At 75.3% G+C, this 25,088-nt stretch carries 22 protein-coding genes; 10 read left to right on the forward strand and 12 right to left on the reverse strand.

Features of this window, described 5'->3' with window-relative positions; all coding sequences use genetic code 11:
* Window positions 1–4: 4 nt before the first annotated feature.
* Window positions 5–1,123 carry a cobalt-precorrin-5B (C(1))-methyltransferase gene (locus FHX73_RS23085; protein ID WP_145906821.1) on the forward strand — a complete coding sequence of 373 codons (1,119 nt, stop codon included), beginning with the start codon at window positions 5–7 and terminating at the stop codon, window positions 1,121–1,123.
* An 8-nt stretch (window positions 1,124–1,131) separates the two neighbouring features.
* Here FHX73_RS23085 and cobM read toward each other — a convergent pair whose 3' ends face one another.
* Complete coding sequence (gene cobM / locus FHX73_RS23090) at window positions 1,132–1,884, reverse strand: precorrin-4 C(11)-methyltransferase (protein ID WP_145906822.1); 753 nt, start codon at window positions 1,882–1,884, stop codon at window positions 1,132–1,134.
* The gene (gene cbiE, locus FHX73_RS23095) at window positions 1,881–3,134 is read right to left on the reverse strand and encodes a precorrin-6y C5,15-methyltransferase (decarboxylating) subunit CbiE (protein WP_145906823.1); all 1,254 of its coding nucleotides are present in this window, start codon (window positions 3,132–3,134) and stop codon (window positions 1,881–1,883) included. Before cbiE ends, cobM begins: the two co-directional genes overlap by 4 nt.
* A gap of 130 nt (window positions 3,135–3,264) precedes the next feature.
* Between cbiE and FHX73_RS23100 the strand changes: the two genes are divergently transcribed.
* From FHX73_RS23100 to FHX73_RS23110, 3 genes are all read left to right on the forward strand, one after another.
* Window positions 3,265–4,101 (forward strand): TrmH family RNA methyltransferase, encoded by an 837-nt coding sequence (locus tag FHX73_RS23100; protein WP_145906824.1) that lies wholly within the window; start codon window positions 3,265–3,267, stop codon window positions 4,099–4,101.
* Window positions 4,102–4,324: 223 nt separating this feature from the next.
* Window positions 4,325–5,098, forward strand: coding sequence for a class I SAM-dependent methyltransferase (locus FHX73_RS23105; RefSeq protein WP_145906825.1), 774 nt, complete (start codon window positions 4,325–4,327; stop codon window positions 5,096–5,098).
* 166 nt (window positions 5,099–5,264) lie between these two features.
* Window positions 5,265–6,224 (forward strand): DMT family transporter, encoded by a 960-nt coding sequence (locus FHX73_RS23110; protein WP_145906826.1) that lies wholly within the window; start codon window positions 5,265–5,267, stop codon window positions 6,222–6,224.
* Here FHX73_RS23110 and FHX73_RS23115 read toward each other — a convergent pair.
* Window positions 6,193–6,750: a chloramphenicol phosphotransferase CPT family protein gene (locus tag FHX73_RS23115; protein WP_145906827.1), complete on the reverse strand. Its 558-nt coding sequence runs from the start codon at window positions 6,748–6,750 to the stop codon at window positions 6,193–6,195. The two genes, FHX73_RS23110 and FHX73_RS23115, sit on opposite strands and share 32 nt — an antisense overlap.
* Window positions 6,751–6,754: 4 nt before the next feature.
* On the reverse strand, window positions 6,755–7,369 hold the full coding sequence (locus tag FHX73_RS23120) for a GDSL-type esterase/lipase family protein (protein ID WP_145906828.1): 615 nt from the start codon (window positions 7,367–7,369) through the stop codon (window positions 6,755–6,757).
* Between the two features lie 141 nt (window positions 7,370–7,510).
* On the opposite strand from FHX73_RS23120, the gene FHX73_RS23125 reads away from it, so the two are divergent.
* Window positions 7,511–8,089: a choice-of-anchor C family protein gene (locus FHX73_RS23125; RefSeq protein ID WP_145906829.1), complete on the forward strand. Its 579-nt coding sequence runs from the start codon at window positions 7,511–7,513 to the stop codon at window positions 8,087–8,089.
* Here the strand turns inward: FHX73_RS23125 and FHX73_RS23130 are convergent.
* Window positions 8,079–8,879: a helix-turn-helix domain-containing protein gene (locus FHX73_RS23130; RefSeq protein WP_145906830.1), complete on the reverse strand. Its 801-nt coding sequence runs from the start codon at window positions 8,877–8,879 to the stop codon at window positions 8,079–8,081. The two genes, FHX73_RS23125 and FHX73_RS23130, sit on opposite strands and share 11 nt — an antisense overlap.
* A 63-nt stretch (window positions 8,880–8,942) precedes the next feature.
* Here FHX73_RS23130 and FHX73_RS23135 point away from each other — a divergent pair, with 63 nt between their 5' ends.
* On the forward strand, window positions 8,943–9,527 hold the full coding sequence (locus FHX73_RS23135) for a TIGR03086 family metal-binding protein (protein WP_145906831.1): 585 nt from the start codon (window positions 8,943–8,945) through the stop codon (window positions 9,525–9,527).
* A gap of 7 nt (window positions 9,528–9,534) precedes the next feature.
* Here the strand turns inward: FHX73_RS23135 and FHX73_RS23140 are convergent, their stop codons facing one another.
* Window positions 9,535–10,809: an MFS transporter gene (locus FHX73_RS23140; protein WP_246213669.1), complete on the reverse strand. Its 1,275-nt coding sequence runs from the start codon at window positions 10,807–10,809 to the stop codon at window positions 9,535–9,537.
* 179 nt (window positions 10,810–10,988) lie between these two features.
* Between FHX73_RS23140 and FHX73_RS23145 the strand changes: the two genes are divergently transcribed.
* Both FHX73_RS23145 and FHX73_RS23150 read left to right on the forward strand, forming a co-directional pair.
* A complete protein-coding gene (locus FHX73_RS23145) occupies window positions 10,989–12,299 on the forward strand; it encodes a hypothetical protein (protein ID WP_145906832.1) in 1,311 nt (436 codons plus the stop codon).
* 181 nt (window positions 12,300–12,480) lie between these two features.
* On the forward strand, window positions 12,481–13,944 hold the full coding sequence (locus FHX73_RS23150) for a cytosine permease (protein ID WP_246213670.1): 1,464 nt from the start codon (window positions 12,481–12,483) through the stop codon (window positions 13,942–13,944).
* A gap of 20 nt (window positions 13,945–13,964) precedes the next feature.
* Here the strand turns inward: FHX73_RS23150 and FHX73_RS23155 are convergent, their stop codons facing one another.
* The 4 genes from FHX73_RS23155 to FHX73_RS23170 all read right to left on the reverse strand — a co-directional run bounded on the left by FHX73_RS23155 (window position 13,965) and on the right by FHX73_RS23170 (window position 20,986).
* A complete protein-coding gene (locus FHX73_RS23155; protein ID WP_145906834.1) occupies window positions 13,965–16,775 on the reverse strand; it encodes a poly(A) polymerase in 2,811 nt (936 codons plus the stop codon).
* Window positions 16,775–18,529 carry an RNA ligase family protein gene (locus FHX73_RS23160; protein WP_145906835.1) on the reverse strand — a complete coding sequence of 585 codons (1,755 nt, stop codon included), beginning with the start codon at window positions 18,527–18,529 and terminating at the stop codon, window positions 16,775–16,777. Before FHX73_RS23160 ends, FHX73_RS23155 begins: the two co-directional genes overlap by 1 nt.
* A gap of 70 nt (window positions 18,530–18,599) precedes the next feature.
* Entirely contained in the window at window positions 18,600–20,174 is a 1,575-nt protein-coding gene (locus FHX73_RS23165; protein ID WP_145906836.1) for an FAD-dependent monooxygenase, read from the reverse strand.
* A gap of 119 nt (window positions 20,175–20,293) precedes the next feature.
* Window positions 20,294–20,986, reverse strand: coding sequence for a TetR/AcrR family transcriptional regulator (locus FHX73_RS23170; protein WP_145906837.1), 693 nt, complete (start codon window positions 20,984–20,986; stop codon window positions 20,294–20,296).
* A 123-nt stretch (window positions 20,987–21,109) separates the two neighbouring features.
* On the opposite strand from FHX73_RS23170, the gene FHX73_RS23175 reads away from it, so the two are divergent.
* On the forward strand, window positions 21,110–21,934 hold the full coding sequence (locus FHX73_RS23175; protein WP_145906838.1) for a maleylpyruvate isomerase family mycothiol-dependent enzyme: 825 nt from the start codon (window positions 21,110–21,112) through the stop codon (window positions 21,932–21,934).
* Window positions 21,935–22,261: 327 nt separating this feature from the next.
* Here FHX73_RS23175 and FHX73_RS23180 read toward each other — a convergent pair whose 3' ends face one another.
* Both FHX73_RS23180 and FHX73_RS23185 read right to left on the reverse strand, forming a co-directional pair.
* Window positions 22,262–22,936, reverse strand: a complete 675-nt coding sequence (locus FHX73_RS23180; RefSeq protein ID WP_145906839.1) for a Tat pathway signal sequence domain protein — start codon at window positions 22,934–22,936, stop codon at window positions 22,262–22,264.
* Window positions 22,937–23,047: 111 nt separating this feature from the next.
* Window positions 23,048–23,989, reverse strand: coding sequence for a hypothetical protein (locus FHX73_RS23185; RefSeq protein WP_145906840.1), 942 nt, complete (start codon window positions 23,987–23,989; stop codon window positions 23,048–23,050).
* A 308-nt stretch (window positions 23,990–24,297) separates the two neighbouring features.
* Between FHX73_RS23185 and FHX73_RS23190 the strand changes: the two genes are divergently transcribed.
* On the forward strand, window positions 24,298–25,017 hold the full coding sequence (locus tag FHX73_RS23190; RefSeq protein ID WP_246213671.1) for a TetR/AcrR family transcriptional regulator: 720 nt from the start codon (window positions 24,298–24,300) through the stop codon (window positions 25,015–25,017).
* The last annotated feature ends 71 nt before the right edge of the window (window positions 25,018–25,088 follow it).

Consider the following 25,088-nt stretch of genomic DNA (forward strand, 5'->3'; position numbering starts at 1 on the left):
GACCGTGGCTGAGGGCGGCCGTACCGGACAACTGCGCAGCAGCGGCCTGCGGCCGGGCTGGACCACCGGCGCGTGCGCCACCGCCGCCACCACCGCGGCCTACACCGCGCTGCTCACCGGCGACTTCCCGGACCCGGTGCGGATCACCCTGCCGAAGGGTCAGCAGCCGGAGTTCGCTTTGACCGGCGAGGAGTTGACGGACAGTCAGGCCATGGCGGCGGTGGTCAAGGACGCCGGCGACGACCCGGACGTGACGCACGGCGCGGTGGTCCGCGCCACCGTGCGCCGCGGCGCGCCCGGCAGCGGCGTGGTGTTCCGGGCCGGCGAGGGCGTCGGCACCGTCACCAAGCCGGGCCTGCCGCTGGCGGTCGGCGAGCCGGCGATCAACCCGGTGCCGCGCGAGCTGATGCGCACCGCCGTGGCCGGCGTGGCCGCCGCGCACGGCGGCAGCGGCGACGTGGAGATCGAGATCTCCATCGACAACGGCGCCGAACTCGCCCGCTCCACCTGGAACCCGCGCCTGGGCATCCTCGGCGGGCTCTCGGTGCTCGGCACCACCGGCGTGGTGGTGCCCTACTCCTGCTCGGCCTGGATCGAGTCGATCCGGCGCGGGGTGGACGTGGCCCGGGCGGCCGGGCACACCCACGTGGCCGGGTGCACCGGCTCGACCTCGGAGAAGGTGGCGATCGCCGAGTACGGACTGCCGGAGGACGCGCTGCTGGACATGGGCGACTTCGCCGGCGCCGTGCTCAAGTACCTGCGCCGCCACCCGGTGCCCCGGCTGACCATCGCCGGCGGCTTCGCCAAGCTCTCCAAGCTCGCCGCCGGCCACCTCGACCTGCACTCGGCCCGCTCCCAGGTGGACAAGGGCTACCTGGCCGGCCTGGCCCGCACCGGCGGCGCCGACGAGGAGCTGGCCGCGGCCGTGGCCGCCGCCAACACCGGCCTGCAGGCGGTGCAGCTGTGCCGGGCCGCCGGGGTGCCGCTCGGCGACCTGGTGGCCGAGGCGGCCCGGGCCACCGCGCTGGAGGTGCTGCGCGAGGCGCCGGTCGCGGTGGACGTGATCTGCATCGACCGCGGCGGCACCGTCGTCGGCCGGTGCGAACCGGCGGCCAACCGCTAGCACGGCGCTCAGAGCTGCGCGCTGCGGTCGCGGTCGCAGGAGTACAGGTGGCTGTCCTGGAACTGCTCCGCGGCCAGCGTGCGGCCGACCATGATCACCGCGGTGCGCAGCACGCCCGCCGCCTTCACCTGCTCGGCGATGTCGGCGAGCGAGCCGCGCAGCACCAGCTCGTCCGGGCGGCTGGCGAACGCCACCACGGCGGCCGGGCAGTCGGCGCCGTAGTGCGGCAGCAGCTCGGCCACCACCCGGTCCACGTAACGGGCCGCCAGGTGCAGCACCAGCAGCGCGCCGCTGCGGCCCAGGGTGGCCAGGTCCTCGCCGGGCGGCATCGGGGTGGCCTGCTGGGCGATCCGGGTGAGGATCACCGTCTGACCCACCGTCGGCACGGTCAGCTCGCGCTTGAGCGCCGCCGCGGCCGCCGCGAAGGCCGGCACGCCCGGCACCACCTCGTACGGCACGCCGGCCGCGTCCAGGCGCCGCATCTGCTCGGCGACGGCGCTGAACACCGACGGGTCGCCGGAGTGCAGCCGGGCCACGTCCCGGCCGGCCGCGTGCGCGGCGACCAGCTCGGCGGTGATCTCGTCCAGGTTCAGCTTGGCGGTGTCCACCAGCCGCGCGTGCGGCGGGCACTCGGCCAGCAGCTCGGCCGGCACCAGGCTGCCCGCGTACAGGCAGACCTCGCAGCGGGCCAGCAGCCGGGCCCCGCGCACGGTGATCAGGTCGGCGGCCCCGGGGCCCGCGCCGATGAAGTAGACGGTCACTTCGTTTCTCCTCGTTCCGTTTCTCCTCGTTTCGTCACGGACCACTGGGTGACCGGCATCGCCTGGCGCCACCCGGTGAACCCACCCACCGGCACCGCGTGCGCCACCGCGAGCCGGACCAGCTCGCCGCCGTGCCGCCGGTACCACTCGGTCAGCAGCGCCTCGGACTCCAGGGTCACGGTGTTCGCCACCAGCCGGCCGCCGGTCGGCAGCGCCGCCCAGCAGGCCTCCAGCAGCCCCGGCGCGGTCAGGCCGCCGCCGACGAAGACCGCGTCCGGCACCGGCAGCCCCGCCAGCGCCCCGGGTGCGCCGCCGGTCACCACGCGCAGCCGCGGCACGCCGAGCGCCCGGGCGTTGCGGGCGATCCGCTCGGCCCGCAGCGGGCTCTTCTCGACGCTGACGGCCCGGCAGGACGGGTCGGCGCGCAGCCACTCGATGCCGATGCTGCCGGAGCCGCCGCCGACGTCCCAGAGCAGCTCGCCGGGCGCCGGGGCGAGCGTCGCGAGCGTCGCCGCCCGGATGTGACGCTTCGTCAGCTGGCCGTCGCTCTCGAAGAGTTCGTCCGCCAGGCCGGGCACCAGCGAGCGCCGCGGGGTGTCCGCGGCGGCCCGGCAGTCCACCGCGACCAGGTTCAGCGGGTCGCCCGCCGGGTGGGTCCAGGTCCCGGCGGTGCCGTCCAGCTCGCGCTCGCCCGGCGCGCCGAGGCGCTCCAGCACCCGCAGCCGGCTCGGCCCGAAGCCCCGGGCGGCGAGCAGCCCGGCGACCAGCGCGGGGGTGTGCGCGTCGGCGCTCAGCACCAGGAGCCGGCGCCCGTCGTGCAGCGCGCCCACCAGGGTGTCCGGGTCGCGGCCGACCAGGCTGACCACCGGCGTCTCCTCGACCGGCCAGCCGAGCCGGGCGCAGGCGTAGGAGACCGAGGAGGGGTGCGGCAGCACCCGCAGCCGCTCGGCGCCCAGCTCCTCGGCCAGGGTCCGCCCGATCCCGAAGAACATCGGGTCGCCGCTGGCCAGCACCGCCACCCGGCGGCCGGCCAGCCGGGCGAACAGCCCCGGCACGGCGGGCCGCAGCGGCGAGGGCCAGGCGATCCGCTCGGCCGCCAGCTCCTCGGGCAGCAGCGCCAGTTGCCGGCCGCCGCCGACCACGGCGTCGGCCGCCGCCAGGGCGGCGCGCCCGGCCGGCCCGAGGCCGGCCCAGCCGTCGGCACCGATCCCGACCACGGTCACGGGCTCGGGCGCTGCGGTGCTGCTCAACGAGGACTCCTCCCAGGTCAGGGCGGTGGGGCTACGGGGCCTGGGCAGCCTATCGCCCGGCCCGGCGGGCACGGTGGGCCGCGTAGAGTTGTCCCGGTCACAGTCGGCTCATCCAGGGGGAGACCGGGTCTTGCTGCGCATCACCTCGCGAAACGCTCGCTTCCAGCAGTGGCAGGCGCTGCTGACCAACCGGAACAAGCGGCAGCGGGCCCGCGAGTTCCTGGTCCAGGGGGTGCGCCCGATCTCGCTGGCCGTCGAGCACGGCTGGACGGTGCGCGCGCTGCTCATCGACGCGGACCGCCGGCCCTCCGAGTGGGCCAGCGGCCTGCTGCGCACCCTGCCCGCGGCCGTCGAGCGGATCGCGATGGCCCCCGAACTGCTGGCCGAGCTGGGCGAGAAGAACGAGGCCGCGCCCGAACTGGTCGCCGTGGTCGAGCTGCCCGCCGACGACCTGGACCGGATCCCGGTCGGCCCGGACTTCCTCGGCGTGCTCTTCGACCGCCCGAGCAGCCCCGGCAACATCGGCAGCATCATCCGCTCCGCCGACGCCTTCGGCGCGCACGGCCTGCTGGTCAGCGGGCACGCGGCCGACGTCTACGACGCCAAGTCGGTGCGGGCCAGCACCGGTTCGCTGTTCGCGCTGCCCGCGGTGCGGGTGCCGTCGCCGCGCGAGGTGATGGACTGGGTCGGCGCCCGGCGGGCGGCCGGCTGCCCGGTCGTGCTGGTCGGCACCGACGAGCACGGCGAACGGCAGGTCGACGACTTCGACTTCACCCAGCCGGTGCTGCTGCTGGTCGGCAACGAGACGGCCGGCCTGAGCACCGCCTGGCGGGAGCTGTGCGACCACACCGTGGCGATCCCGATGACCGGCGCGGCCAGCTCGCTCAACGCGGCCAGCGCCGCCACCACCGTGCTCTACGAGGCCGCCCGCCAGCGCCGCCGCGCCCTCGTCCCGGCGCCGCGCTGAACGCGGGGGAAAATTTCCGCGGACCCCCTCGGCGGGCGCGACGGCGGCCGGCCGGGAAGGGTCCGCGCGGGGGTTCAGTGGGGGTGCGAACGGCCTTGCGCGGCGCGGCCGGACGGGTGGATCGCGGCGCTCCCGGCGGGCCGCCGCCGACCCCTTCGGCGCCCCCGGCACCAGCACTGACCAGCACTAGGCTCCTGAACGTCACCCCGTGAGGAGCACGCTGATGAACCATCAACTCCACCGCGCCCGCGCCGAGCAGCGCTGGATCCGCGACTTCGACGACGTGCTGCGCCTGCTCGACGGACTCTTCCCGAGCCAGGCCGACCGCTGGACCGAGACCGCCGCCGACTGGTGGGACCGCTTCTACGCGGACCGCAGCCGGCCGGTGCCGTTCTTCGTGGACAAGCCCGACGAGAACCTGGCCGCACTGCTGGAGCGCGGCCTGCTGGACCACGGCCCGCGCGGCGGGTCCGCCCGGGTGCTGGACCTCGGCTGCGGACCCGGCCGCAACTCCCGCCACCTCGCCGCCCTCGGCCACGAGGTCGACGGCGTGGACCTGTCGCCCGCCGCGCTGGCCTGGGCCGCCGAGCGCTCGGCCGGGCTGGCCCGCCCGCCCCGGTTCCACCAGGGCGACGTCTTCGCCGTCGAACTGCCGCACGAGCAGTACGACCTGGTCTACGACTCCGGCTGCCTGCACCACCTGGCCCCGCACCGCCGGATCTCCTACCTCGACCTGCTGCGCCGCCGGCTGGCGCCCGGCGGCCACTTCGCGCTCACCTGCTTCGCCTCCGGCCGGATGGGCTCCGAACTGCCGGACGCCGAGCACTACCGGCAGCGCTCGCTCGGCGGCGGGCTGGCCCACACGCCGGCCGCGCTGCGCTGGATCTTCGCCGAGTTCGAGGAGGTCGAGATCCGCCCGATGCGCGAACAGGGCCCGGACTCACCGCTGTTCGGCGTGGCCTTCCTGCTCACCGGCCTCTTCCGGCGCCGGGAGTAGCGGGGAGTAGCATCGGACGCATGCCGACGAGCCTCGTGCTGCCACCGCCCGCCGCCTGAGCGGGCGGCCTGGCCAGGAGTGACGCGAACCCGGGCTGGGTCCCGGGGCGATCGGTGCTGCCCGCAGACGCGACCATCCGACCGTTCGCCGTCTTCCGGGAGCACCCTTGTCCTCCTCGTCCGTCCCGTCCGCCGCGCCGCGCCCCGCCTTCCCGGCCGGGCGCGGCCTGCTCTACCTCGTCCTCTCCGCCGGCTGCTGGGGCACCGCCGGTGCCGCCGCCGCGCTGTTCCAGCAGAGCAGCGGCCTCGGCCCGGTGGCCGGCACCTTCTGGCGCTCCGCCGTCGGGGTGCTGCTGTTGCTGCCGGCCTGCCTGCGCCGCGGCCTGCCCCGGCGGCCCGACCCGGTCCGACTGCTGGTCGACGGGCTGGGCCTGACGCTCTTCCAGATCGGCTACTTCGAGGCGGTGAGCGGCACCGGGCTGGCGGTCGCCACCGTGGTCACGCTCGGCGCCGCCCCGGTGCTGGTCGCCGTCGGCGCCCGGCCGCTGCTGGGCGAACGGCTCGGCGCGGGCGGCCGGTCGGCGGTGGCCGGCGCGGTCGCCGGGCTGCTGGTGCTGGTGCTCGGCGGCACCGGCACCGGCACCGGCGGCACGGTGCGGGCCGGGGGCGTCGGCTGGGCGCTCGCCTCGGCGGCCGGGTACGCGTGCATCACGCTGCACGGCCGCCGTCGCGGCTCCGGTGGGGACGCGCTCGGCACCACCCTGTACTCGTTCCTGGTCTGCGCCCTGGTCAGCCTCGCCTGCTGCGCCGACGGCCGACTGCTGCCGCACGCGGCCGCGCTGCCGCGCTCGCTGGCGCTGATGCTCTACCTGGCCGCCGTCCCCACCGCGCTCGGCTACGCCCTCTACTTCACCGCCCTGCCCGCCGTCCGGGCCACCACCGCGGCCGTGATCGCCCTGCTCGAACCGGCCTGCGCCACCCTGCTGGCCACCACCCTGCTCGGCGAACGCCTCACCCCGGCCACGGTGTTGGGCACCGCCGTGCTGCTGCTCTCGGTCGCGGGCCTGGCGGTCGCGGAGGCGCGCGGCCGGGCGGTCAGGCCAGGAGCTCCGCGCGCAGCCGGCTGAACGCCGTCGGGGTGGGCCGGTGCGGGAGGAAGTCGCGGATCCGCCGGGCGCACTCCAGCGGGTCGGCGGTGCTGGAGTCGAGCTCCAGGTCGTAGTCGCCGTGCGCGTGGACCAGCGGGAACTGGAGCGCGGCGGCGCCGATCTGCCGGTCGCCGCGGGCCAGTTCGCGGCGGTTCAGCTCCTCGACCGGGCAGTGCACGCCGACGAACAGCACCTGCTCGGCCGGCAGCAGCTCCAGCAGGTCGAGCAGGCGCCAGGGCTCGGTCAGCACGTGGTCCACCACGACCCCGTTGCCGGCCGAGGCCATCGCGGCGATCGAGCGGTGGAAGCCCATCCGGGTCCGCTTGAGCACCTCGTCGAGCTGCTCGTGCTCGGTCAGCGGGCGCTTGGTGCGCATCGCGCCGAAGGCGTCCACGGCGAGGTGGAAGTAGACCTGGTCGTCGAGCAGTTCGACGAGCTCCTCGGCGATGCTGGACTTGCCGGAGCTGCTGGTGCCGTTAAGGAAGATGATCTGACCGTATGTCATGACGTCATGATCGCGGAAGATCGTTCGTCAGCCAACCGGCGAACCCGGCCGCCAGCACCAGCCCGGCCAGCCGCCGGTAGCCGCCCGCGCCCGGGTGGGCGCCGTCGCCCGCCGTGGCCTCGGCGACCCACACCGGGTCCTCGGCCAGCGCCCGGGTGACGTCGAGGAACGGCACGCCGCGCCGCTCGCACAGCCCGCGCTGGTCCGGGACCAGGCGCAGCAGCCGGTCCAGGTGCTCGGGCCCGCCGCAGACCACCGGCGGCGGGCCGACCACCAGGGCGGTCAGGCCCAGGGCGTGCGCGCCGTCCAGCACGGCGGCCAGGTTGGTGAGCGTGCCGGCGTGCCCGACCCGGGGCGCGCCGTCCTCCAGCATCGCGTCGTTGCTGCCGACCGAGACCACCAGGCGGTTGTCCGCGCCGGGCAGCAGCCGGGCCGTCAGCTCGGCCGCCCAGCGCCGGCGGACGTCGGCCGAGGTGTTGCGGCGGATGCCGAGGTTGAAGGCGGTGGCCGTGACGCCGGCCTGCTGCAGCGCCCGGCCGGGCCAGCCCCGGTACTCGGGGTCGCCGAGGCCCTGCACGAAGGAGTCGCCGAGGAAGGTGATGCGCAGGTCCCTGGTCATCGCAGCACTGTACGGGCCCGCGAAACCGGCGCGCGGAGGCATCCGATCAGTGGACCGCGCCACCGTGCCCGGCTTGGCGAGACCTCGGGCGCCGCCCGAAGCTCTGTGTACAGCTGATCATCAGTCAAGGGAGGAACCCCCATGCACTTCTCGCGCCCCGCCACCGCGGTCGCCTCCGCTGCCCTGCTGCTGGCCCTCGCCGCCCCCGCCCACGCGGCCACCACCCGGTTCGACGACGGCAGCTTCGAGTACCAGAAGGCCCCCGCCAACTCCTTCACCGACCTGGGCGTCGGTCAGAGCATCGGCCCGTGGCAGGTCACCAGCGGCACGGTCGACCTGATCGGGGCCGGCTTCTGGCAGGCGGCCGAGGGCGACCAGTCGGTGGACCTGAACGGCACCGGTCCGGGCGAGGTGGCACAGACCTTCAGCACCACGCCCGGGACCAGGTACACCGTCAGCTACGACCTGGCGGGGAACTCGGCGCTCGCGCCGGCGGTGAAGAGCGGGATGGCGCTGATCGACGGTCAGGACTTCCAGGACTTCACCTTCGACACCACCGGGAAGTCGCCGACCGCCATGGGCTACGTGGGGCGGGTGTTCAGCTTCGTCGCGGTGAACCCCTCGACCACGCTGGCCTTCGCCAGCACCAACCCGGGGGCGGCCGGCCCGGTGCTGGACAACGTGCAGGTGACGGCCTGCCCCAGCTGCCCTAGCTGCTGACCGGCCCGCCGGCGGCGTAGCGGGCGGGGGAGAGGCCGACGGCCGCGGTGAAGTCGCGGGTGAGGTGGGCCTGGTCCGCGTAGCCGAGCTCCGCGGCCAGGGCCGCCCAGTCGACCCCGGCGCCCTCGTGGGCCCGGGCGGCGGCCTCGTGCAGGCGGGCGCGGCGCAGCACCCACTTCGGGCTCGCGCCGACGTACTCGGCGAACAGGCGCTGCACGGCGCGCACGGACAGCCCGAAGCGCTCGGCGAGCTGGTCCACCCGGTGCAGGTCGGGGGTGCCGGTGACGTGCTCGACCAGGGCGGCGGCGCGCTCGGCGAGCGGGTCCGGCGCGGGCAGGCGGGCGAGCAGGAAGTCGTCCACCTCGACCGTCAGGTCCTCGTCACTGCCCAGCACCAGCGTGTTGAGCCGCTCCACCGCCGGCCCGAACAGCTCGGCCGCCGGCACGCTCCGGTCCGCCAGCTCCGCCACCGGGCGGTCGACGAACGGCCGGAACGCGCCGGGCCGGAACTTCACCCCCAGCACCCGCCCCGCCCCCGCCAGCCGCCGCACGAACAGCGACCGGTCCACGCCGTACACCCGGGCCACCGGCGCCTCGAAGACCAGGTGCACGTTGGGGTGGGCCAACACCGGCTGCTCGTGCGGCGGTTGGCCGCGTCGGTCCCAGCGCACCGACCAGTAGAACTCGACGACCCGGGCCAGCGCGGGGGCCGGCTGATGGCGGGCCAGGGTGATCACGGCGGCGGCGGGCCGAGGGTGCAGCACGCCGCGCCCGAGGTCGGGGACGGACATGCGGCCAGGCTATCCGTCGCGTTTCTTCAAGACCCGCGCGGCCGGGCTCGCCAGCATGGCGGCATGTCCGTTTCCGAACTTCACCCCATGCTGGCCGAGGCCGCCGCCGAGGCCGCCCGGATCGCCCGCGGCGTCCGCCCCGAGCAGCTGGGCGAGCCCACCCCCTGCACCGAGTTCGACGCCCGCGCGCTGGTCAACCACTGGGTGCTCTACACCTCGCACGGCCTTGAGCACCGGGCCCGCCGCACCGAGCTCCCCGGGGAGCTGACGGCCCGTGACTTCACCGCCGACGCCGACTGGGCCGAGGCCTACGCCGCCCAGCTGGACCGCGGCGTCGCGGCCTGGGCCGACCCCGCCGCCTGGGCGGGCGAGGTGGACCTCGGCGGCATGACGGTGCCGGCCGGGTCCGTCGCGCGGATGCTGGTCATGGAGCTGCTGCTGCACGGCTGGGACGTCGCCCGGACGACCGGCCAGCGGGTGGCGGTCAGCGAGGAGCTCGGCGCCCTGCTGCTCGCGGTGGTGGAGGAGAACGTCGAACTGTTCCGCCAGTACGGTGGGTTCGCCGACCCGGTGGCGGTGCCGGCGGACGCGCCGGTGCTGGACCGCGCGCTCGCGGCCTCCGGCCGCGACCCGTACCGCGCCGCCTGACCGTCGGTCAGAGCGCCGCCGGCTGCGGTGCGGTCTCCCGCCGCAGCCGGACGGCGCGCGCGTTCGGGTCGGTGCGGGCGTCGAAGCGCCAGAGCGCGGGCAGCGCGCAGGCGATCGCGCCGACCGCGAGCACGCAGGCCAGGCCGCCCGCCCAGACCGAGGTGCGCACGCCGAGCGCCGCCGCCGTCCAGCCCGAGCGGACCGAGGCCAGCTGGGGGCCCGTCGAGTAGCTCAGCACCTCGATCCCGGCGAGGCGCCCGCGCAGCTCGTCGGGGATGGTGCCGTTCCACAGGGTGGAGCGGAAGAGCCCGCTCACCATGTCGGCCGCGCCCGCCGCGACCAGGCAGAACAGCACCACCCAGACGTTCGGGACCAGCCCCGCGCCCGCCATCGCCGCGCCCCAGCCGGCCGCCGCGAGCGCGATCATCCGGCCGTGCCGGTGCACCCGCCGGGCCCAGGAGCTGGTCAGGCCGACCAGCAGGCTGCCGATCGCGAAGGAGGAGTACATCAGGCCGAGCGCCCAGGTCGCGTGCAGCCGGTCGGCGAGGAAGGGCAGGATCGCGGTCGGCATCGCCAGCAGCATCGCGACGAAGTCCACCGCGTAGCTGGCGAGCAGGTCGCGCCGCTGACGGGCGTACCGCAGCCCCTCGGTGATCGAGCCCAGCGAGGCGCGCTCGGCGCTCGGCGCGGTGGGCACCGGGCGCAGCCGGAAGAGCAGCAGGGCGGAGGCCAGGAAGCTCAGCAGGTCGAGCTGGAACGCCACCGCCACCCCGGCGGTGGTGGCGATCAGGCCGGCCAGCACCGGCCCGAGGATCGCGCCGATGTTCCAGCGCAGCGACAGCAGCGAGGCGGCGGAGGCGAGTTGGTCGTGCCGCACGAGCTGCGGCGCGAGTGCGTCCAGGGAGGGGCGCTGGAGCGCGGCGCCCGCGGTGGTGAACGCCGCCGCGCAGTAGAGCGGCCAGACCGCGGGGTGCGGCAGCAGCGAGTCGACCACCAGCACCAGCGCGGACCCGCCCTGCGCCAGCTCGGTCCACAGCAGCAGCCGCCGCCGGTCCAGCGCGTCGGCCAGCGCCCCGCCCCACAGCCCGCAGACCACCATCGGCACCAGCTCCACCGCGCCCACCGCACCGACGGCGACCGAGGAGCCGGTCAGCGCCTTGATCTGCAGCGGCAGCGCCACCACGGTGAGCGTGGTGCCCAGGATGGTGATCACCCCGGATCCCCAGAGCAGGCGGAAGTCGCGCGAGCTGCGCAGCGGGGAGAGGTCCAGGCCGAAAGTCACAGCGGGGAAATGTACGTGCACGATGGCTGGGGCGAAAGTGGTTTTCGGGCGGAGACCGGAACGGAACGCCTCGAAATGATCACACCGTGACCAATTCGCTGTACGGGAATGATCATCTTCGGTGAGGATGCTGACCGTCTCCTCCTTCCCCCCGCCGCACCTCCCCAGAACGGTCCGCGATGTCCTCACTGTCCGGAGTCAGAGCCAATCCGGTCCTCCGGGTCCTCTTCGTCCTCGTCGTCGTCCTCCTCACGGTGCTGGTCTTCCAGGTGGTGCAGCGCCAGAACGGCAGCACCCCCGAGCCGACCCTGCCCTCCGCGCAGCTGCAGGCCGAACTGGTCACGGCGCCCACCGGCGCGCAGCCGTTCAGCCGGGACGCCTACGGGCCGGACGGACTGCTCGACCGGGACCAGTTCGTCGGTCACCTCTTCGTCCAGAGCGGCCAGGCGGCCGAGCGGAGCAACCTCGACAGCGAGGGCTTCAAGTACGCCGCCGAGGTCAACTGGAACGCGCCGGACGGCACCCAGGCCGCCGTCTTCCTGGCCCAGTTCGCCCACAGCAGCGGCGCGAAGGACTTCGCGGCCTCGGTCGCGCAGGCCACCTCGCAGCAGCAGAGCCCCGCGACCCCGCTCTTCGCGGTGGACGGGGTGCCGCACGCCCAGCGCTGGACCGCCGGCCGGCTGGACCACGAGGGCGACGTCTGGCAGCAGGCATGGCTCATCGACCGCAACATCGTGGCCAACGTGCACTACTTCACCGCCGGCTCGCCCGACACCCCCGGGCTGACCAGGCTGGTCACGGCCCAGTACGCGCGCCTGCAGGCGGCGACCGCCACCGCCTCGCCGATGCCCACCGCCTCGCCGACCACGCCCACCCCGCTCGGCGGCGCCAAGCCCGCGTCCGCCGGCCCGGCCGACCAGGCGCGGCTGCAGGGCGACCTGGTGGCGCCGCCGAGCGGTTCGGACCCGTGGCCGGTGGACGACCAGAACGGGCCGGTCGGCGTGCTGACGCTGCCGCAGTTCATGAAGCGGTTCGGTGCCGACGACGCCAAGGCCCGGATCACCGACGAGCAGGTCGACCGCGGCTTCCAGTACGCGGTGCGGGAGAACTGGACCGACGCGAACGACGAGCAGGCCGACCTCCAGCTGATCCAGTTCGCCGGCACCGCCGGAGCGCAGAGCTTCCTGCTGGACTGCCAGGCGTCGGTGAAGGCCGAGGTCGGCTCCGCGGACGTCTACGACGTGCCCGACAGCGGTGGCGCCACGGCCTACATCCACCCCGAACTCGACGACCAGGGCAACCGGTGGACCGAGGCCTACCTGGCGGTCGGCAACATCGCCGTCGAGCTCGACTCCTACACGCCGACCAACATCGACCGGGACTCGCTGACCGCTCTGCTGCAGCAGGAGTACACCAAGCTGATGGCCGACCCGACGGTCGCGGCCGCCGCGAAGGCGGCGCCCGCCCTTCCGTCGGCCGATCCGTCCTGACGGGGGCGACGGCCGGCGGACGTCCGCCGGCCGGCGCCGTGGTGCGGTCGTCCAAGGGTTTTGCGCCGACTGTCCGGTTCTGTGGAGTTTCCGACGTTGTGCGCGCAGCCCGCCGGAACGAATCATGGACGGACGCCGGCGAACCCCCGCGTCGGCGAACGAGAGCACCAGGAACACGACGTTGCAGCAGCCCCACGCCCCCTCCGCGGGCCACTCGCTGATCGAACAGCACGGTGTCGACACCATTCCCGAGGCGGAGCGGACCAGCTCGCCCCGTGACGTCGTCTCGATCCTCGTAGGATCCAACCTCGCCTTCGGCGTGGTCGTCTTCGGCTGGCTCCCGGTCTCCTTCGGCCTCTCCTTCTGGGCCGGCGCCGGCTCGGTGGTCCTCGGCACGGTCCTCGGCATCGTGCTGACCGCGCCGCTGGCCCTGGTCTCGCTGCGGACCGCGACCAACCTCTCCACCAGCTCCGGCGCCCACTTCGGCGTGCGCGGGCGCCTGATCGGCTCGGTGGTGGGTCTGCTGCTCTCCCTCGGCTACACGGCGCTCGCCCTCTGGGTGGGCGGTGACGTGGTGGTCGGCGCGCTGAACCGGATGCTCGGCCTGCCGGCCGACGGCCCCGCGTACGTGGTGACGTACAGCGTGCTGGCGGCACTGAGCGCGACGGCGGCGGTCTTCGGCTACCGGCTGCTGCTGAAGCTGGAGAAGCTGCTGATGTGGGCGATGGGCGGCCTGCTGCTGGCCGGGCTGTTCGCCTTCGCCCCGCACTTCGACGGATCGGCGCACGGCGCCTACCTGCTCGGCGGCTTCTGGCCGACCTGGCTGCTGTCGGTGGTCGCGGCGGGCCTCAGCGGCCCGATCGCCTTCATCACGCTGCTCGGCGACTACACGCGGTACGTCTCCCCGGCCCGGCACAGCGGCCGGAAGGTGCTGCGGTCCACCTGCCTGGGCCTGTTCCTCGGCCTGCTGATCCCGCAGCTCTTCGGCACCTTCACGGCGGTCGCCACGGGCGCGGGCCAGAACTACGTGCACAGCCTGATCACCGGTGCGCCGGCCTGGTTCCTGCTGCCGCTGCTGATCAACGGGCTGCTCGGCAGCGCGGGCAACACCGGACTGATGCTGTACTCGATGGGCCTCGACCTGGACGCGATCCTCCCGCGCGCCACCCGTCTGCAGGCCACCTACGTGGTGGCGGCGACGGCGGCCGTCCTGGTCTTCCTCGGCCACTTCGTGTGGAGCGCGCAGGACGCCGTGACCTCGTTCGTGCTGGTCCTCACCGCGATCGGCACGCCCTGGGCCGTGATCACGCTGATCGGTCACCGGCGCTGCCGGGGCGACTACGACCGGGCGTCGCTCCAGGTGCTCAACCGGCGGACCCGCGGCGGCATCTACTGGTACCGGGCGGGTTGGAACGTTCCCGCGACGGTCGCCTGGGCAGCGGGCGGCGCGGTCGGCCTGTGCGCGGTGGACACCCCCGTCTACCAGGGTCCGCTGCTGCCGCTGACGGGCGGCATCGACGTGAGTTTCCTGCTCTCCGGCGCAGTGGCGGCGCTGCTCTACCTGGCGCTGTCCCGGCGGGCACGGGGGCGCGCCGGAGCGACCGCGCCGGCCGTGGCCGAGGCGCCGGTCCTCTCGGACCGTTAGGGTCTGTCAGGCCGCCGCCGTCAGCGGAGCGTCGGCACGTCACCTCCGCCCAGCCGGGCGACCGACACGCCGGCCAGGCCGCGCAGCCACGGGGCGGTGAGCTCGGCGAGGCGGTCCCGGTCGGGCGGGGTGCGGCCGAGGCCGATGGCGAAGTGGGCGGTGGTGGGCGTCAGTTCGTGGGGGCGGGGCCAGGCGTGCAGGTCGGGGGAGCCGGCCTGGGCCAGCGCGGTGAGCAGGGCGCGCAGCCGGCCGCGGACCCGGCCGAGGGTGTCCGCCAGCCGCTCCGGGGTGGCGGCGGTGATGTCCACGGTGGCCCAGGCGCGGTGGCGGCGGTGCAGGGGCGGGGAGGCGAGCAGCTCCCGCCAGGGGACGTCGTCGCCGATCGACTCCCAGGCCGTGTAGAGCTCCTGGACCAGGAGGTCGAGCCGGCCGACGTCCACCTGCTCGGTGCAGCTGCGCACCGGAGCGGTCGGCGTCAGCACCGTGACCGGGTGTCCGGATGGCTCGACCGACACGGTCGGACCGCCGAGGAGCGCGACCGGTCGGCGCCAGTCCCAGCCCGCCCAGTCCGCGAAGAACTCGCGCAGCAGCGCGTCGCCCGCGAGCTCCGGGTGGTCCAGGGTGGTGCGCGCCGCCAGCACCGCCCAGGCCAGCCCGGGCAGGCCGCCGAACGGCGCGCCGTCCAGCCCGCGGGCCCGCGCCCAGGCCTTGACCTGACGGGCCAGCAGGGCGAACGCGGCGTGCCGCGCGCCGACCGCCCGCTCGATCGCCGCCGCGTCGGTCACTGCGCTCAGCGCTACGGCGGCCGCCTCGCCGAGCTCGGCCCGCCGGGCCACGGCCTCGGCGGGCGGCAGGTCACCGCAGCCCACCACGACCAGGTCGGCGGTCAGCCCGTTCGTCCGCAGCCGCAGTCCGGGCACCCGAGCCCCCGTCACCTCGCGGACCTCGATGTCCTCCGGGAGCTGGAAGTCCGTCAGATCGACGTCTCCCGGCACGATCGCCACCAGGTCCAGGTCCGCGCCCTCCAGCGCGCACCGCATCCGCCGGGAACCGACCACCTCCAGCACCTCCGCGTGCCGCACCACCCGGCTGATCAGCTCGCTGACCAGCGCCTGGTCCGCCGGCCCGCCGGTCGGTGGGTGGCACCCCAGCGCCTCCGGCAGCCAGCGCAGCTCGCCGCTGCCCAGCCGCACCGTGGCGCGCGGGCGCATCGGCCCGCTGCCGCGCCGTGAGAGCAGCACCAGTTCGCCGACCTCGGCCGTCATCGGCGCCAGCGCCTCGGTGGCCCGGGCGATCAACGCCTGCGGGTCGGCGGTCCGACCCAGCGTCAGGTGCGGGGTGAAGCCCTCGGCCCGGCCCCGGCAGCGCGGGAAGCGGCGCAGCAGCGCGTGCCGCAGGTCGGCCCACGGCTGCTCGCCGCCGGCCGCCGGGTCGAGCCAGACGGTGGCGTCCTCGCGGTGGCCGAAGCTGTGCAGGCCGGCCAGCCGGGCGGTGAACGGCCCGACCTCGGCGGCCGCGGCGGCCAGCAGCGGCGCGGCCCGCTCGAACTCCGCCTCCGGGACGAAGCCGAAGAGCAGGTTGACGTGCGGCGGCCAGCGGTGCAGCTGCGCGTCGTGGCGCCGCCGCACCTCCTGGACGGCCGGCCAGAGTTCGGCCGGCGGCAGCCAGGCCACCGCCGTCCGCGCGCCGGGCGCCAGGTCGAGCACCTCCCCGGGCGCGTCGCCGCTCAGGTCCAGGTCGGCCGCCACGCCGTAATGGTCCGACGGGAGCGGCCGGCCGGGCTCGGCGACGCGCCCGAGCAGCCGCGCGCCGGTCACCCTCGCCGCTCCCGGCCGCAGCAGGATCCGGTCCAGCCGACCGGCCCGACCGGTCAGCGAGGAGACGGCGGCCAGCGGGTTGGCCACCGGGTCGAAGGTGGGCGTGCGGTCGCCGGGGCCGTGCGCCTCGGTCCAGGCGTCGCGCAGGGCGAGCGCCACGCCCGGGCCGGCCGACCCCTCGCGGCCGTCGTTGAAGTCGCCGAGCAGCACCAGCTCGCCCGGCACACCGCTCAACCCCTCGGCGATCCGGGCGAGTTCGACCTCGCGCCGATCGGCGCCGGCCGGCGAGTGGTCACTGCTCAGGTGGGTGGCGGCCAGCACCAGGGGCCCTGCGGCGGTGCTCACGGTGAGCGCGGCCAGCGCCTTGTGCGGGCCCAGCTCGTGGTGCCCGGCCTCGCGCACCGGCAGCCGGCTGAGCAGCAGCAGGCCGTGCGCGTCGAGGGTGCGCCGGTCGGCCGGGCCGCAGCTGAGCGCGTACCGCTCGCGCACCCAGGGCTCGGCGAGCAGCAGGTCGAGCAGAGCCGGCTCGACCTCCTGGAGGGCGATCAGGTCGGCGTCGGCCCCGGCCAGCGCGGCGAGCAGCGCGGGGCGGCGGCGCGCGGTGTCGATCAGTGCGCCGTCGTAGCGGTCCCAGAGCGTGTTCCAGGTGACCAGCCGCGGGTGCGCGACGTCCGCCACGCCGTCCGCCTCGGCCCCGGCGGTCCAGGCGGCGCCGTTCCAGTGCCAGACCTGACGGGGCGTGAAGAACGGCGGTTGCAGGCGGCGCGGCTCGCGTGCCAGGCCGGCGTCGGTGCGGTCCAGCAGGTCCAGGCCGCTGGCCCGGTCCCAGACCAGCTCCCCGTCCGCCTCCACGAACAGCACCCGGTGCCAGGGGATCTCCCCGCCCGGCACGAAGGCGGGCAGCGGGATCCGCTTGGGCTCGGCCTGACGCCGGCTCACCCCCAGCACGAACCGCGCCGGGTCGAACCGGGCGTCCCAGCGGACCCGGTGGTAGATCTCCTCGCTGGTGCGCATCAGGCTCCCACCTCCGGAAGGGACAGGTCCGACAGTGTGTCAGCGGTGTCCGACACCTCGCCCGCCGCGTCCAGGTACCAGGTGCGGTGCGCCTGCCCGGGGTAGGGCGGGTCGTAGCGGCGCAGCTGCTCGGTCAGCACCTCGGCCGGCACCGGGTGCTCGCGCACCGCGTTGCGGCGCAGCAGCTCCGGCTCGCCGACCAGCGCGACCACCTGGGTGGTGAGCGCGTCGCGCCGCCGGGCCACCGCCTGCGCCTGGGCGCGCTGGTGCGGGGTGAGCGAGGTGGCGTCCCAGACGGCGGTGCCGCCGGCGGCCAGCGCGGCGTCCAGCCGGTCCAGCCCCTCGCGCAGCACCTCGCCGTTGGCCCGCTGGTCGGCGCGGTCGCCCCGGGCGGCCCGCAGGTCGTCGAGCGCGAGGTAGCGTGCCGATCCCGCGAACCGGCGCGCGAAGCTGCTCTTGCCGCTGCCGGACGGCCCGACCAGCTGCACCAGCCGGGGGAAGCCGCCGTCCCGCCATCGCCAGGTGGCCGGCACCGCTTCGGCCGCGCTGCCGATCCGCCCGAGGGCGAACGCCTCCTTGGCCTGCGCCCAGCAGCGGTCGGCCGCCGCCGGGTCGAGGCCGGCGAGCTCGGCCCGCAGCCCCGTGCGCAGCTCGGCGAAGGGGTCCGGGCCGAGCAGCCCGGCCTCCTCGGCGAGCAGCGCCGACCACTCCACCTGCTCGACCGCCTCGGCCGAGCCGGCGGGGCCGTCGGCGACGGCCGCCGCGACGGCGTGCAGCACGCCCAGGTCGGCGGCCAGCGCGAGCCGGCCGAGGCCGCCCCGGCGGTCCTGGTCCGGGTAGGGCAGCAGCAGGTTGGCGTGCAGGCCGACCAGGTCGGCGACCCGGCGGGCCGCGCCGACCCCGAGCGCCCCGGCGAGCCGGCCGGCCAGCCGGCCGCGGTGCGCGCCGTGCAGCAGCGCGGCGAGCACCCCGGCCAGCCGGGCGTCCCCGGTGCGGCTGAGCAGGTCGAGCCGTTCGGCTGCGGCCCGCGCGGCGGCGGGGTCGCCCACGAGGTCCGCCCCCAGCGCCGCGAGCAGTTCCTCGGCCACCACCGGCCCGCCGGAGCGCACCGACCAGAGCGCGGCCGACGGCCCCAGGCCGTTGGGCACCACGGGCGCGTGCATCCAGTGCGTCGAGGTCTGCACGTGCCCGGGGCGGACCCACTTGGCGACCCGCTGCCCGAACTCGGCCCGGGGGAACCCGTCGGCGGTGCGGACCACGTACCCCTCCTGGTGGTCCAGGTCGAGCCGCAGCGCCCGCAGCGCGCGCACGGCCCGGTCGTCCAGCACGCCGCGCCAGAGCACCCGGGGCACCGGAACGCCCCGCTCACCGAGCCAACGCACCGTCAGGTCCCAGTCCAGGCACCGGTCTTGGGCGTCCCAGACGGAGAACCCGTAGAAGTACCCGGCCAGTTCGCGGTAGGCGATGGAGTGCCGGGCGAACAGGTTCTCCCCGCAGATCCGCCAGCCCTGCGGCACGGTCGGGCCGATCCGGCCCTGGAGCGCCTTGACCCAGGTGCGGGAGGGGTGGTGGGCGGAGTCCAGCGAGCGGGCGTGCAGACCGTCCCGGTAGAGGGTGGTGTTCTCGCCGTCGAGCTTCTCGGTCACCACCACCTCGCGCCCGCGCAGCCCGGACAGGTCGCCGGTGCGCAGGTCGTCCGCGCTCGCCCCGGGCGACCAGGGCAGATGCGGCGTCCGAGGGTAGTGCGTGCGCATGTCCGTGGCTCCCCGTGCTGGATGTCCTGCCCCGAGGACGATAGGAGGCCGGGCGGGGCCGGGCCATCGATTAACCGTCGACCGGCTCCCCGAACCAGTCGGTGAGCGCGGCCCGCAGCGCCTTCCCGCCCGTGTCGGCGTCCTCCTCGGGGTCGGCCGCCCAGGCGACGTAACCGTCGGGGCGGACCAGCAGTGCGGCGGCCGGGGCCGCGGAGCTGGTGGCGGCGTGCGCGGTGACCCGGTCCCGCCAGCCCCGGGCGACCGGCAGGAACCACTGGTCGGGGGTCAGGTCGAGCAGCAACGGGCGGGCCCGGTGCATGAGTTCGGCCAGCCGGGGGCCGTCGAGCGGGAACTCGGGAGCGAACCGGCCGGCCAGCGGGTGCGGGCAGGCCACCGGGTAGCGCACGTCCGAGCCGGCGATCAGGTCGGCGATCCGCCGGGTGTTCTCCGGCGCGGCCAGCAGCTCGCCGAACAGCGCGCGCAGCGCGGTGACCTCCGGCCCCGGTGCCATCAGGGCGAGTTGGGCCTGCGAGTGCAGGTAGACCCGCTCGCCCAGCGGGTAGCGCTCGGACTGGTAGGTGTCCAGCAGGCCGGGCGGCGCCCAGCCCCGCAGGTCGGCGGCCAGCTTCCAGCCGAGGTTGGCCACGTCCTGCATGCCGAGGTTCAGCCCCGGCCCGCCGACGGCCGAGTGCACGTGCGCGGCGTCGCCGGCGATCAGCACCCGGCCCTCCCGGTAGCGGTCGGCCAGCCGGGTGTTGCCGTTGACGTGCCGCCGCAGCAGGTGCGGGCCCGGTCCGGTCGGCGGGGTGAGCGGCACGGGTGCGCCCAGCACCCGCTCGATGCTGGCGCTCATCTCCTCCAGGGTGAGCGGCAGTTCGGGATCGGCGGGCGGCTCGCCCCACTCCAGGGTGGAGATCAGCGGGCGCTTCGGGTCGGGCGAGGCGAAGATGAAGACGCCCTGCTCGGTGCGGTAGAAGCGGAAGTACGGCACCCGCCCGTGACCGGGGACCACCAGCTCGCCGCTCTCCGGGTCGATCCACTCCGGCGGCAGGGTGGCGTGCGCCGCCCGGGACACCACGCCGGGGCCCGGCACGCCGGGGAAGGTGATGCCGGCGAGCCGGCGCACCGTGCTGTGGCCGCCGTCGCAGCCGACCAGGTAGCGGGCGCGGACCCGGACGGCGCCGTCGGGGCCGTCCAGCTCCAGGTCCACGCCGTCCGGGTCCTGCCGCAGGCCGCGCAGTTCGTGGCCGCGGCGCACCTCGACGCCGAGCTCGGCGGCCCGCTCGGCGAGCAGCGCCTCCAGTCGGGGCTGCGGCACGGTGAGCAGGTGGACCGGGTTGGGGTCGAGCTCGGCGAGGTCGAGCGGGAACGCGGCGAACATGAACCCCGGTGCGGGAGCGGGCGGTTGGTCGCCGCCGGTGATCCGCTGGTGCAGGCCGCGGTGGTCGAGCAGGCGGACCACCTGGCCGACCACGCCGTTGGCGCGCTGGGCCTCGCCCGGTTCGGCGAGCTTCTCGAAGACCACCGGGCGCACGCCCGCGAGGGCGAGCTCGCAGGCGAGCAGCAGGCCGTTGGGGCCGGCGCCGATGACGGCGACGTCGATGACTGCGTCGTTTGCTGTGTCGTTTGCTGTGTCGTTGGGCATGGGGAACCCCCTGAAAACTGACGGTCCGTCAGATGTGAGAGCGTGCAAGGGCATCGGTCCGGCGCGTGGCGCGGCGCGGACCGCTGGTGGATCAGCTGGGGTGGATCAGTTGGGGTGGATCAGCGGGACGGGTCGGGCAGGCCGGCCGACAGCTGGGCCAGGGCCTGCCGCAGCAGTGGGCCGAGCGGCACCGGCGGGTCGTGCCGGAGCCACTGGTCGCTGGCCACCTGCTGCGCGGTGAGCGCGGCGGCGGCGACCAGTAGCGGGTAGAGGTCGCGCTCGGCGTCGGTCCCGGTGCGGGCGGCCACCGCGGCGGCCAGTTCGGCCCGGGCGGCCACGCCGGCCCGGGCGAACTCGCCCTGCAGCGCCGGTTCGGCGAGCAGTCGGCGCACGCCCGCGGTCCAGGCGATGCCGGGGGACTCGCGCACGGTGGGGCCGGCCGGCTGCGCCCGGCCCTGCTCCGGCGGCATCCCGTCCCACTCCTCGTACGGCGCCAGCAGGGCCGCCGTCAGCGCGGGCCAGAGCGGCTCCTCGGCCGGCCTGGCCCGCAGGGCCGCGGCGGCCTGGCGGGTGCGGTCGAGGTGCCGGAAGATGATCGCCTCGTACTTGCTGGAGAAGTAGTTGTTGAAGGTGCGCGGCGACACGCCGGCCGCCGTCGCGATCTCCTCCACCCGCACGTCCTCCACGCCGCGCTGCACGGCGAGTCGCAGGGCGGCCCAGCTCAGCGCCTCGCGGGTGGCCTGCTTCTTGCGCTCGCGCAGTCCGCCCGCGGCCTGCGCCGCCGTCGCCGGGTCGACCTGATCCGTCGTCATGCCTCCACTCTAGACAATTCTGCGCGCCACGCAAGGTTGCGTGGCGCGCAAGTTTTCGCGACAGGCAGGATTTCCCGCCGTGCGCTGGTTGCCCGCCTGACGATCGGTCAGCATGGTTGGTACATGGACCATGCAGACCAGCTCAACCACCTGCGCCGCGAGAGCGCGGCCCTCGAACGAGCCGTCCGGCAGGCGGCCGGCGCGCCCGGCGCGCTCCTGGTGCCGTCCTGCCCCGAGTGGTCGGTCGCCGACCTGGCGCTGCACATGGGAGCCGTGTACCGGGTGGTGGCCCGGCTGGTCACCGAGCGGCGCGACACCCCGCCCGACCCCGCCGACCTCAGCCACCTCGACCTGCCGGCCGACACCGCGCACTGGCCGCCGACCGACCGGCCCGCCGAGCAGCCCTTCGCCGGTCCGGTGCCGCCGGGCCTGGCCGACTGGCTGGCCACCGGCGCGGCGGCCCTCGCCGCCGCCCTCGCCGAGACGCCACTGGACACCCGGGTCTGGACCTACGGCGCGGACCCGACCGTCGCCTTCTGGCTGCGGGTGCAGGCCATCGAGGTCTCGCTGCACCGCTGGGACGCCGAGCGGGCGTTGGGCGAGCCGGGCGCCCCGCTCGCCACCGACCTGGCGGTGGACGCGGTGGCGCAGACCTTCGAGGTGATGGCGCCGGTGCGGCGCGTGCTGCGGCCGGCCCCGGCCGGGGCCGGCGAGTGCTACCGGCTGCGCCGCACCGACGGGCCGCAGAGCTGGACGGTCCGCTTCGAGGGCGAGCAGGTGCTGATCCTGGACCCGGCGGACGAGCAGGTCCGGCCCGACGTCGAACTCGCGGGCAGCGCCGGTGACCTGGTGCTCTTCCTGTGGGGCCGGCTGCCCGCCGACCGGCTCGCGGTGAGCGGCGACCGGGCCGTGCTGGAGCGCTACTTCACCCTGGTGCCGCAGGTCTGAGCGCCACCCCGGGCGGTGGTCGGGGACCACATCCCGACCACCGCCCGAGGGCCGTGCGGCGGACCGGCCCCCACGGCGGGACAGGGATGCGCGCCTTGGCCGCCGCCCGTCCGGTCCGACTGGACCCCCCGCTCCCGGCGGGCCACGACGATCACGCTAACGCGTGCGGACGGGCGGCCGCATCGGCCGATCGCCCGACCACGGCGTCAACCCAGCGCGGTAGCCGGGCGGCCGTCTCCAACCAGCGCAGTAGGCGGGGCGGACGGGCGGGGCCGCGGTGCGGCGGTCCCGACCGCCGCACCGCGGCCCCGGTCGCCCGGGGGTGCGTCAGTTCACGTACACCGCCGGGCTGCCCGACTGGCTGCTGTCCTGGATCGGACCGTAGGCCGCGGTGAAGTAGCCGGCCGAGAAGCAGGTGGCGGGGCCGGAGCTGCGGGTGAAGGACTGGTTGGTGAAGCTGAGGGTCTGCGCGGCGTTGCTGGCCACACCGCTCAGGCTGGCCGGCGAGGCCTGGTAGACGCAGGTCACGGTGCCCAGCAGGGTGCGCAGCACGATGGTCGTCTGGATCGGACCGGCGCTGCCCGCGCTGAGGGTGACCGGGTCGCCGCTCGCGTCGCTGACGTTGTTGGTGTAGGTGAGGTTGTTCACCGTCACGCTGCTGACCCCGGTGACACCCGGGACGCCGACGGCGCTGCAGCCGCCGAAGGTCTGGGTGTTGAGGGTCTCCACGGCGGTGCCGGGGGCGCTCGGGTTGGCGGTCACGGTGGCGTTGAAGGCGGAGCTGGAGCACTTGACGCCGGAGCCGCCCGCCGCGGTCGAGTAGAGGGTGGCGTAGGTGCCGCTCGCCAGGTTGGCGGTCAGCACGTCGCCGACGGCGACGGCGCTGCCACCGGCACTGCCGTAGGTGAGCACGGTGCCGGCCGCGCTGGCGGGCAGCGCGGTGAGCGCGGTGACGGCTGCGGCGGCCAGGGCGGCCGTACCGAGCAGGATGCGGTTGCGCATGAGGGGTTCTCTTCTCTTTCCTGGGTGGGGGTGCACTCCGTGGGGGAGTGGTTCGTGGGGCGGTGGTGCGTGAGGGAGCGGTTCGTGAGGGAGCGGTGCGGGCCCCGCGGGTCAGTGCCCGGCGGAGGCGTTCAGCGCGGAGGTCAGGTCGGACAGGCTGGTGTCCAGCGCCAGTGAGGTGTCGGTCTGCCGGAAGCTCACCGAGCCGCTGCCGGCCCCGGCGGGCAGGCCCATCGCCAGGTCGATGATCCAGTCCAGGCTGCCGCCCAGGCCGCAGCCGGTCGCGCCCGGCACGGTGAAGGTGTTGTCCACCAGCGAGGCGCCGGTGAACGAGGCCAGCAGCGAGCTGTACCCGTTCGGGTCCTGGTTGACCGAGATGGTGCCCGGGTCGCCGGTCATCGGCTTGGCGGGCGCCGGCGGGGCGGTGGTGCCGGTGGTCGGCGCGAGCACGATCGGCGAGGAGTCCGAGCCGATGTAGCAGTCGTCGCCGAAGAACGCGTTGGACAGGTGCAGCTTGACCGGCAGCTTGAACACCGGGTATGACTCGCCGGTCGCCAGCGGAGTGAACTGCGTTACCTGGCCCGCGAGTTGGACCTGGGCGAAGATGCTGGTGAGGCCCGGCAGGAAGTTCACGATGCCGGGGATGGTGATCTGGGCCGGCTGTGCGCTGAGCAGCGGCGCGCCACTGGGGGTCACGGTGGTGTACTGGTTGGCGCTGCTGCCGTCGGGGAAGTTGACCTGGGGAGCGGACTTGTCCCAGTAGACCCCGAACTGCAGGGTGATCGGCGAGGTCAGCGGTACGACGGTGGAGCCGATGGTGAAGCTGCCGGCGTTGGTCACCGCGACCACGCAGCCCACCTGGAGGTCGCTCGGGTCCTGCATGGCGGGGGAGGTGAGCGGGCAGTGGCCCATCCCGGTGTAGCCGCCGCCGGGGGCGCCGGCCGCCTGGGCGGGCGCGGCGGCGACCGTCAGCAGCAGTGCGGCGGCGGCCGCGCCGACCGCGCCGGACAGTCGACGCCGGGTGCTGGAATGTGCGGGTGCGTTACGGGGCATGGCAGGGCTCCTCGCGACACGGGGCGGCCGACCGGTGGGGCCGGACCGCCCGGCGCCACGGGGGTCCGGCCCACTCAGCCGGTTGACAGGTTTCCCGGTGCCGGGCTCGGCGGCTGCCACCGCTCTTCGGCAGTTTCTGCGCCATACTGAGCAGTTGACGTGATTGACCGTCAACTCGGATGCCACAGTGCCGGGTTGATCTCACCCGATTGGAAACCTGGGAAGGTTCTAAACCTGGCCCGGGCGAGCGTCAAGGGATGGTGCGAAACTTGCGGATAAATCTTGAAACCGACGTGGTGGTAAGCGACTTGATCCTTCCCGGCGAGCGCAGCGGACGAGATCCGGCGCGCTCGATCCGGCGCGGACCGAGCCGGATCCCGGCCGAGGTGGTGGCCGCCACCCAGCGCGAACGGCTGCTCGACGGGGTGGTCCACACGGTGGCCGAGTGCGGCTACGCCGGGGCCAGGGTGAGCGACATCTGCCGGGCCGCCGGGGTCACCAGACCGGTGTTCTACGAGCAGTTCAGCGGCAAGGAGGAGGCCTTCCTGGCCGCCCACCGGCACGGCACGGCCGTGGTGATCCGGCGGATGGAGGAGGCCTACGCGGCCCAGACGGACTGGTGCGCCGGGTTGCACGCCGCGCTGCGGGCGGTGCTGGCGATCCTGGCCGACGTGCCCGCCTTCGCCACCCTGGCGGTGGTGGAGATCGACGCGGTCGGACCGGCCGGGCGGCTGGCCCGCGAGCAGTTCCGGATGCGGCTGCGCCGGCTCTTCGCCGACTGCCCGCCGCCGCCCCGCGGGGTGGACGGCGAGGTGCTGGTGGACGCGGTGGTGGGCGGCGTCTACTCGGCCGTCTACCGCTGCATCGCGTCCGGTCGGCACGCCGAACTCCCGGGCCTGCTGCCGACGTTGGCGCACTTCGCGCTGGCCGCGTTCATCGGCCCGGCGGCCGCGGCCGAGCGGGTGGCGCAGGCGCAGGCGGCCGGCGCCGACTGGCGGCGCCCGGAGCTGCCCTGTGCCAAGCCTTGACCCGCTGTCTACCCCGAGGTAACTTCCAGGCAGCTGTCCCCATCGCCCGATTGATCGTCAACTCCCCTGCC

Origin of the sequence: Kitasatospora viridis (assembly GCF_007829815.1) — a bacterium.
In the GTDB taxonomy this organism is placed as follows: Bacteria; Actinomycetota; Actinomycetes; order Streptomycetales; family Streptomycetaceae; genus Kitasatospora; species Kitasatospora viridis.

Excerpts from the sequence above, each read along its gene's own strand:
- FHX73_RS23105 (WP_145906825.1), top strand. The coding sequence starts at position 4,325 with ATGAACCATCAACTCCACCGCGCCCGCGCCGAGCAGCGCTGGATCCGC.
- FHX73_RS23115 (WP_145906827.1), bottom strand. The coding sequence starts at position 6,750 with ATGACATACGGTCAGATCATCTTCCTTAACGGCACCAGCAGCTCCGGC.
- FHX73_RS23120 (WP_145906828.1), bottom strand. The coding sequence starts at position 7,369 with ATGACCAGGGACCTGCGCATCACCTTCCTCGGCGACTCCTTCGTGCAG.
- FHX73_RS23125 (WP_145906829.1), top strand. The coding sequence starts at position 7,511 with ATGCACTTCTCGCGCCCCGCCACCGCGGTCGCCTCCGCTGCCCTGCTG.
- FHX73_RS23130 (WP_145906830.1), bottom strand. The coding sequence starts at position 8,879 with ATGTCCGTCCCCGACCTCGGGCGCGGCGTGCTGCACCCTCGGCCCGCC.
- FHX73_RS23135 (WP_145906831.1), top strand. The coding sequence starts at position 8,943 with ATGTCCGTTTCCGAACTTCACCCCATGCTGGCCGAGGCCGCCGCCGAG.
- FHX73_RS23145 (WP_145906832.1), top strand. The coding sequence starts at position 10,989 with ATGTCCTCACTGTCCGGAGTCAGAGCCAATCCGGTCCTCCGGGTCCTC.
- FHX73_RS23155 (WP_145906834.1), bottom strand. The coding sequence starts at position 16,775 with ATGCGCACCAGCGAGGAGATCTACCACCGGGTCCGCTGGGACGCCCGG.
- FHX73_RS23160 (WP_145906835.1), bottom strand. The coding sequence starts at position 18,529 with ATGCGCACGCACTACCCTCGGACGCCGCATCTGCCCTGGTCGCCCGGG.
- FHX73_RS23165 (WP_145906836.1), bottom strand. The coding sequence starts at position 20,174 with ATGCCCAACGACACAGCAAACGACACAGCAAACGACGCAGTCATCGAC.
- FHX73_RS23170 (WP_145906837.1), bottom strand. The coding sequence starts at position 20,986 with ATGACGACGGATCAGGTCGACCCGGCGACGGCGGCGCAGGCCGCGGGC.
- FHX73_RS23175 (WP_145906838.1), top strand. The coding sequence starts at position 21,110 with ATGGACCATGCAGACCAGCTCAACCACCTGCGCCGCGAGAGCGCGGCC.
- FHX73_RS23180 (WP_145906839.1), bottom strand. The coding sequence starts at position 22,936 with ATGCGCAACCGCATCCTGCTCGGTACGGCCGCCCTGGCCGCCGCAGCC.
- FHX73_RS23185 (WP_145906840.1), bottom strand. The coding sequence starts at position 23,989 with ATGCCCCGTAACGCACCCGCACATTCCAGCACCCGGCGTCGACTGTCC.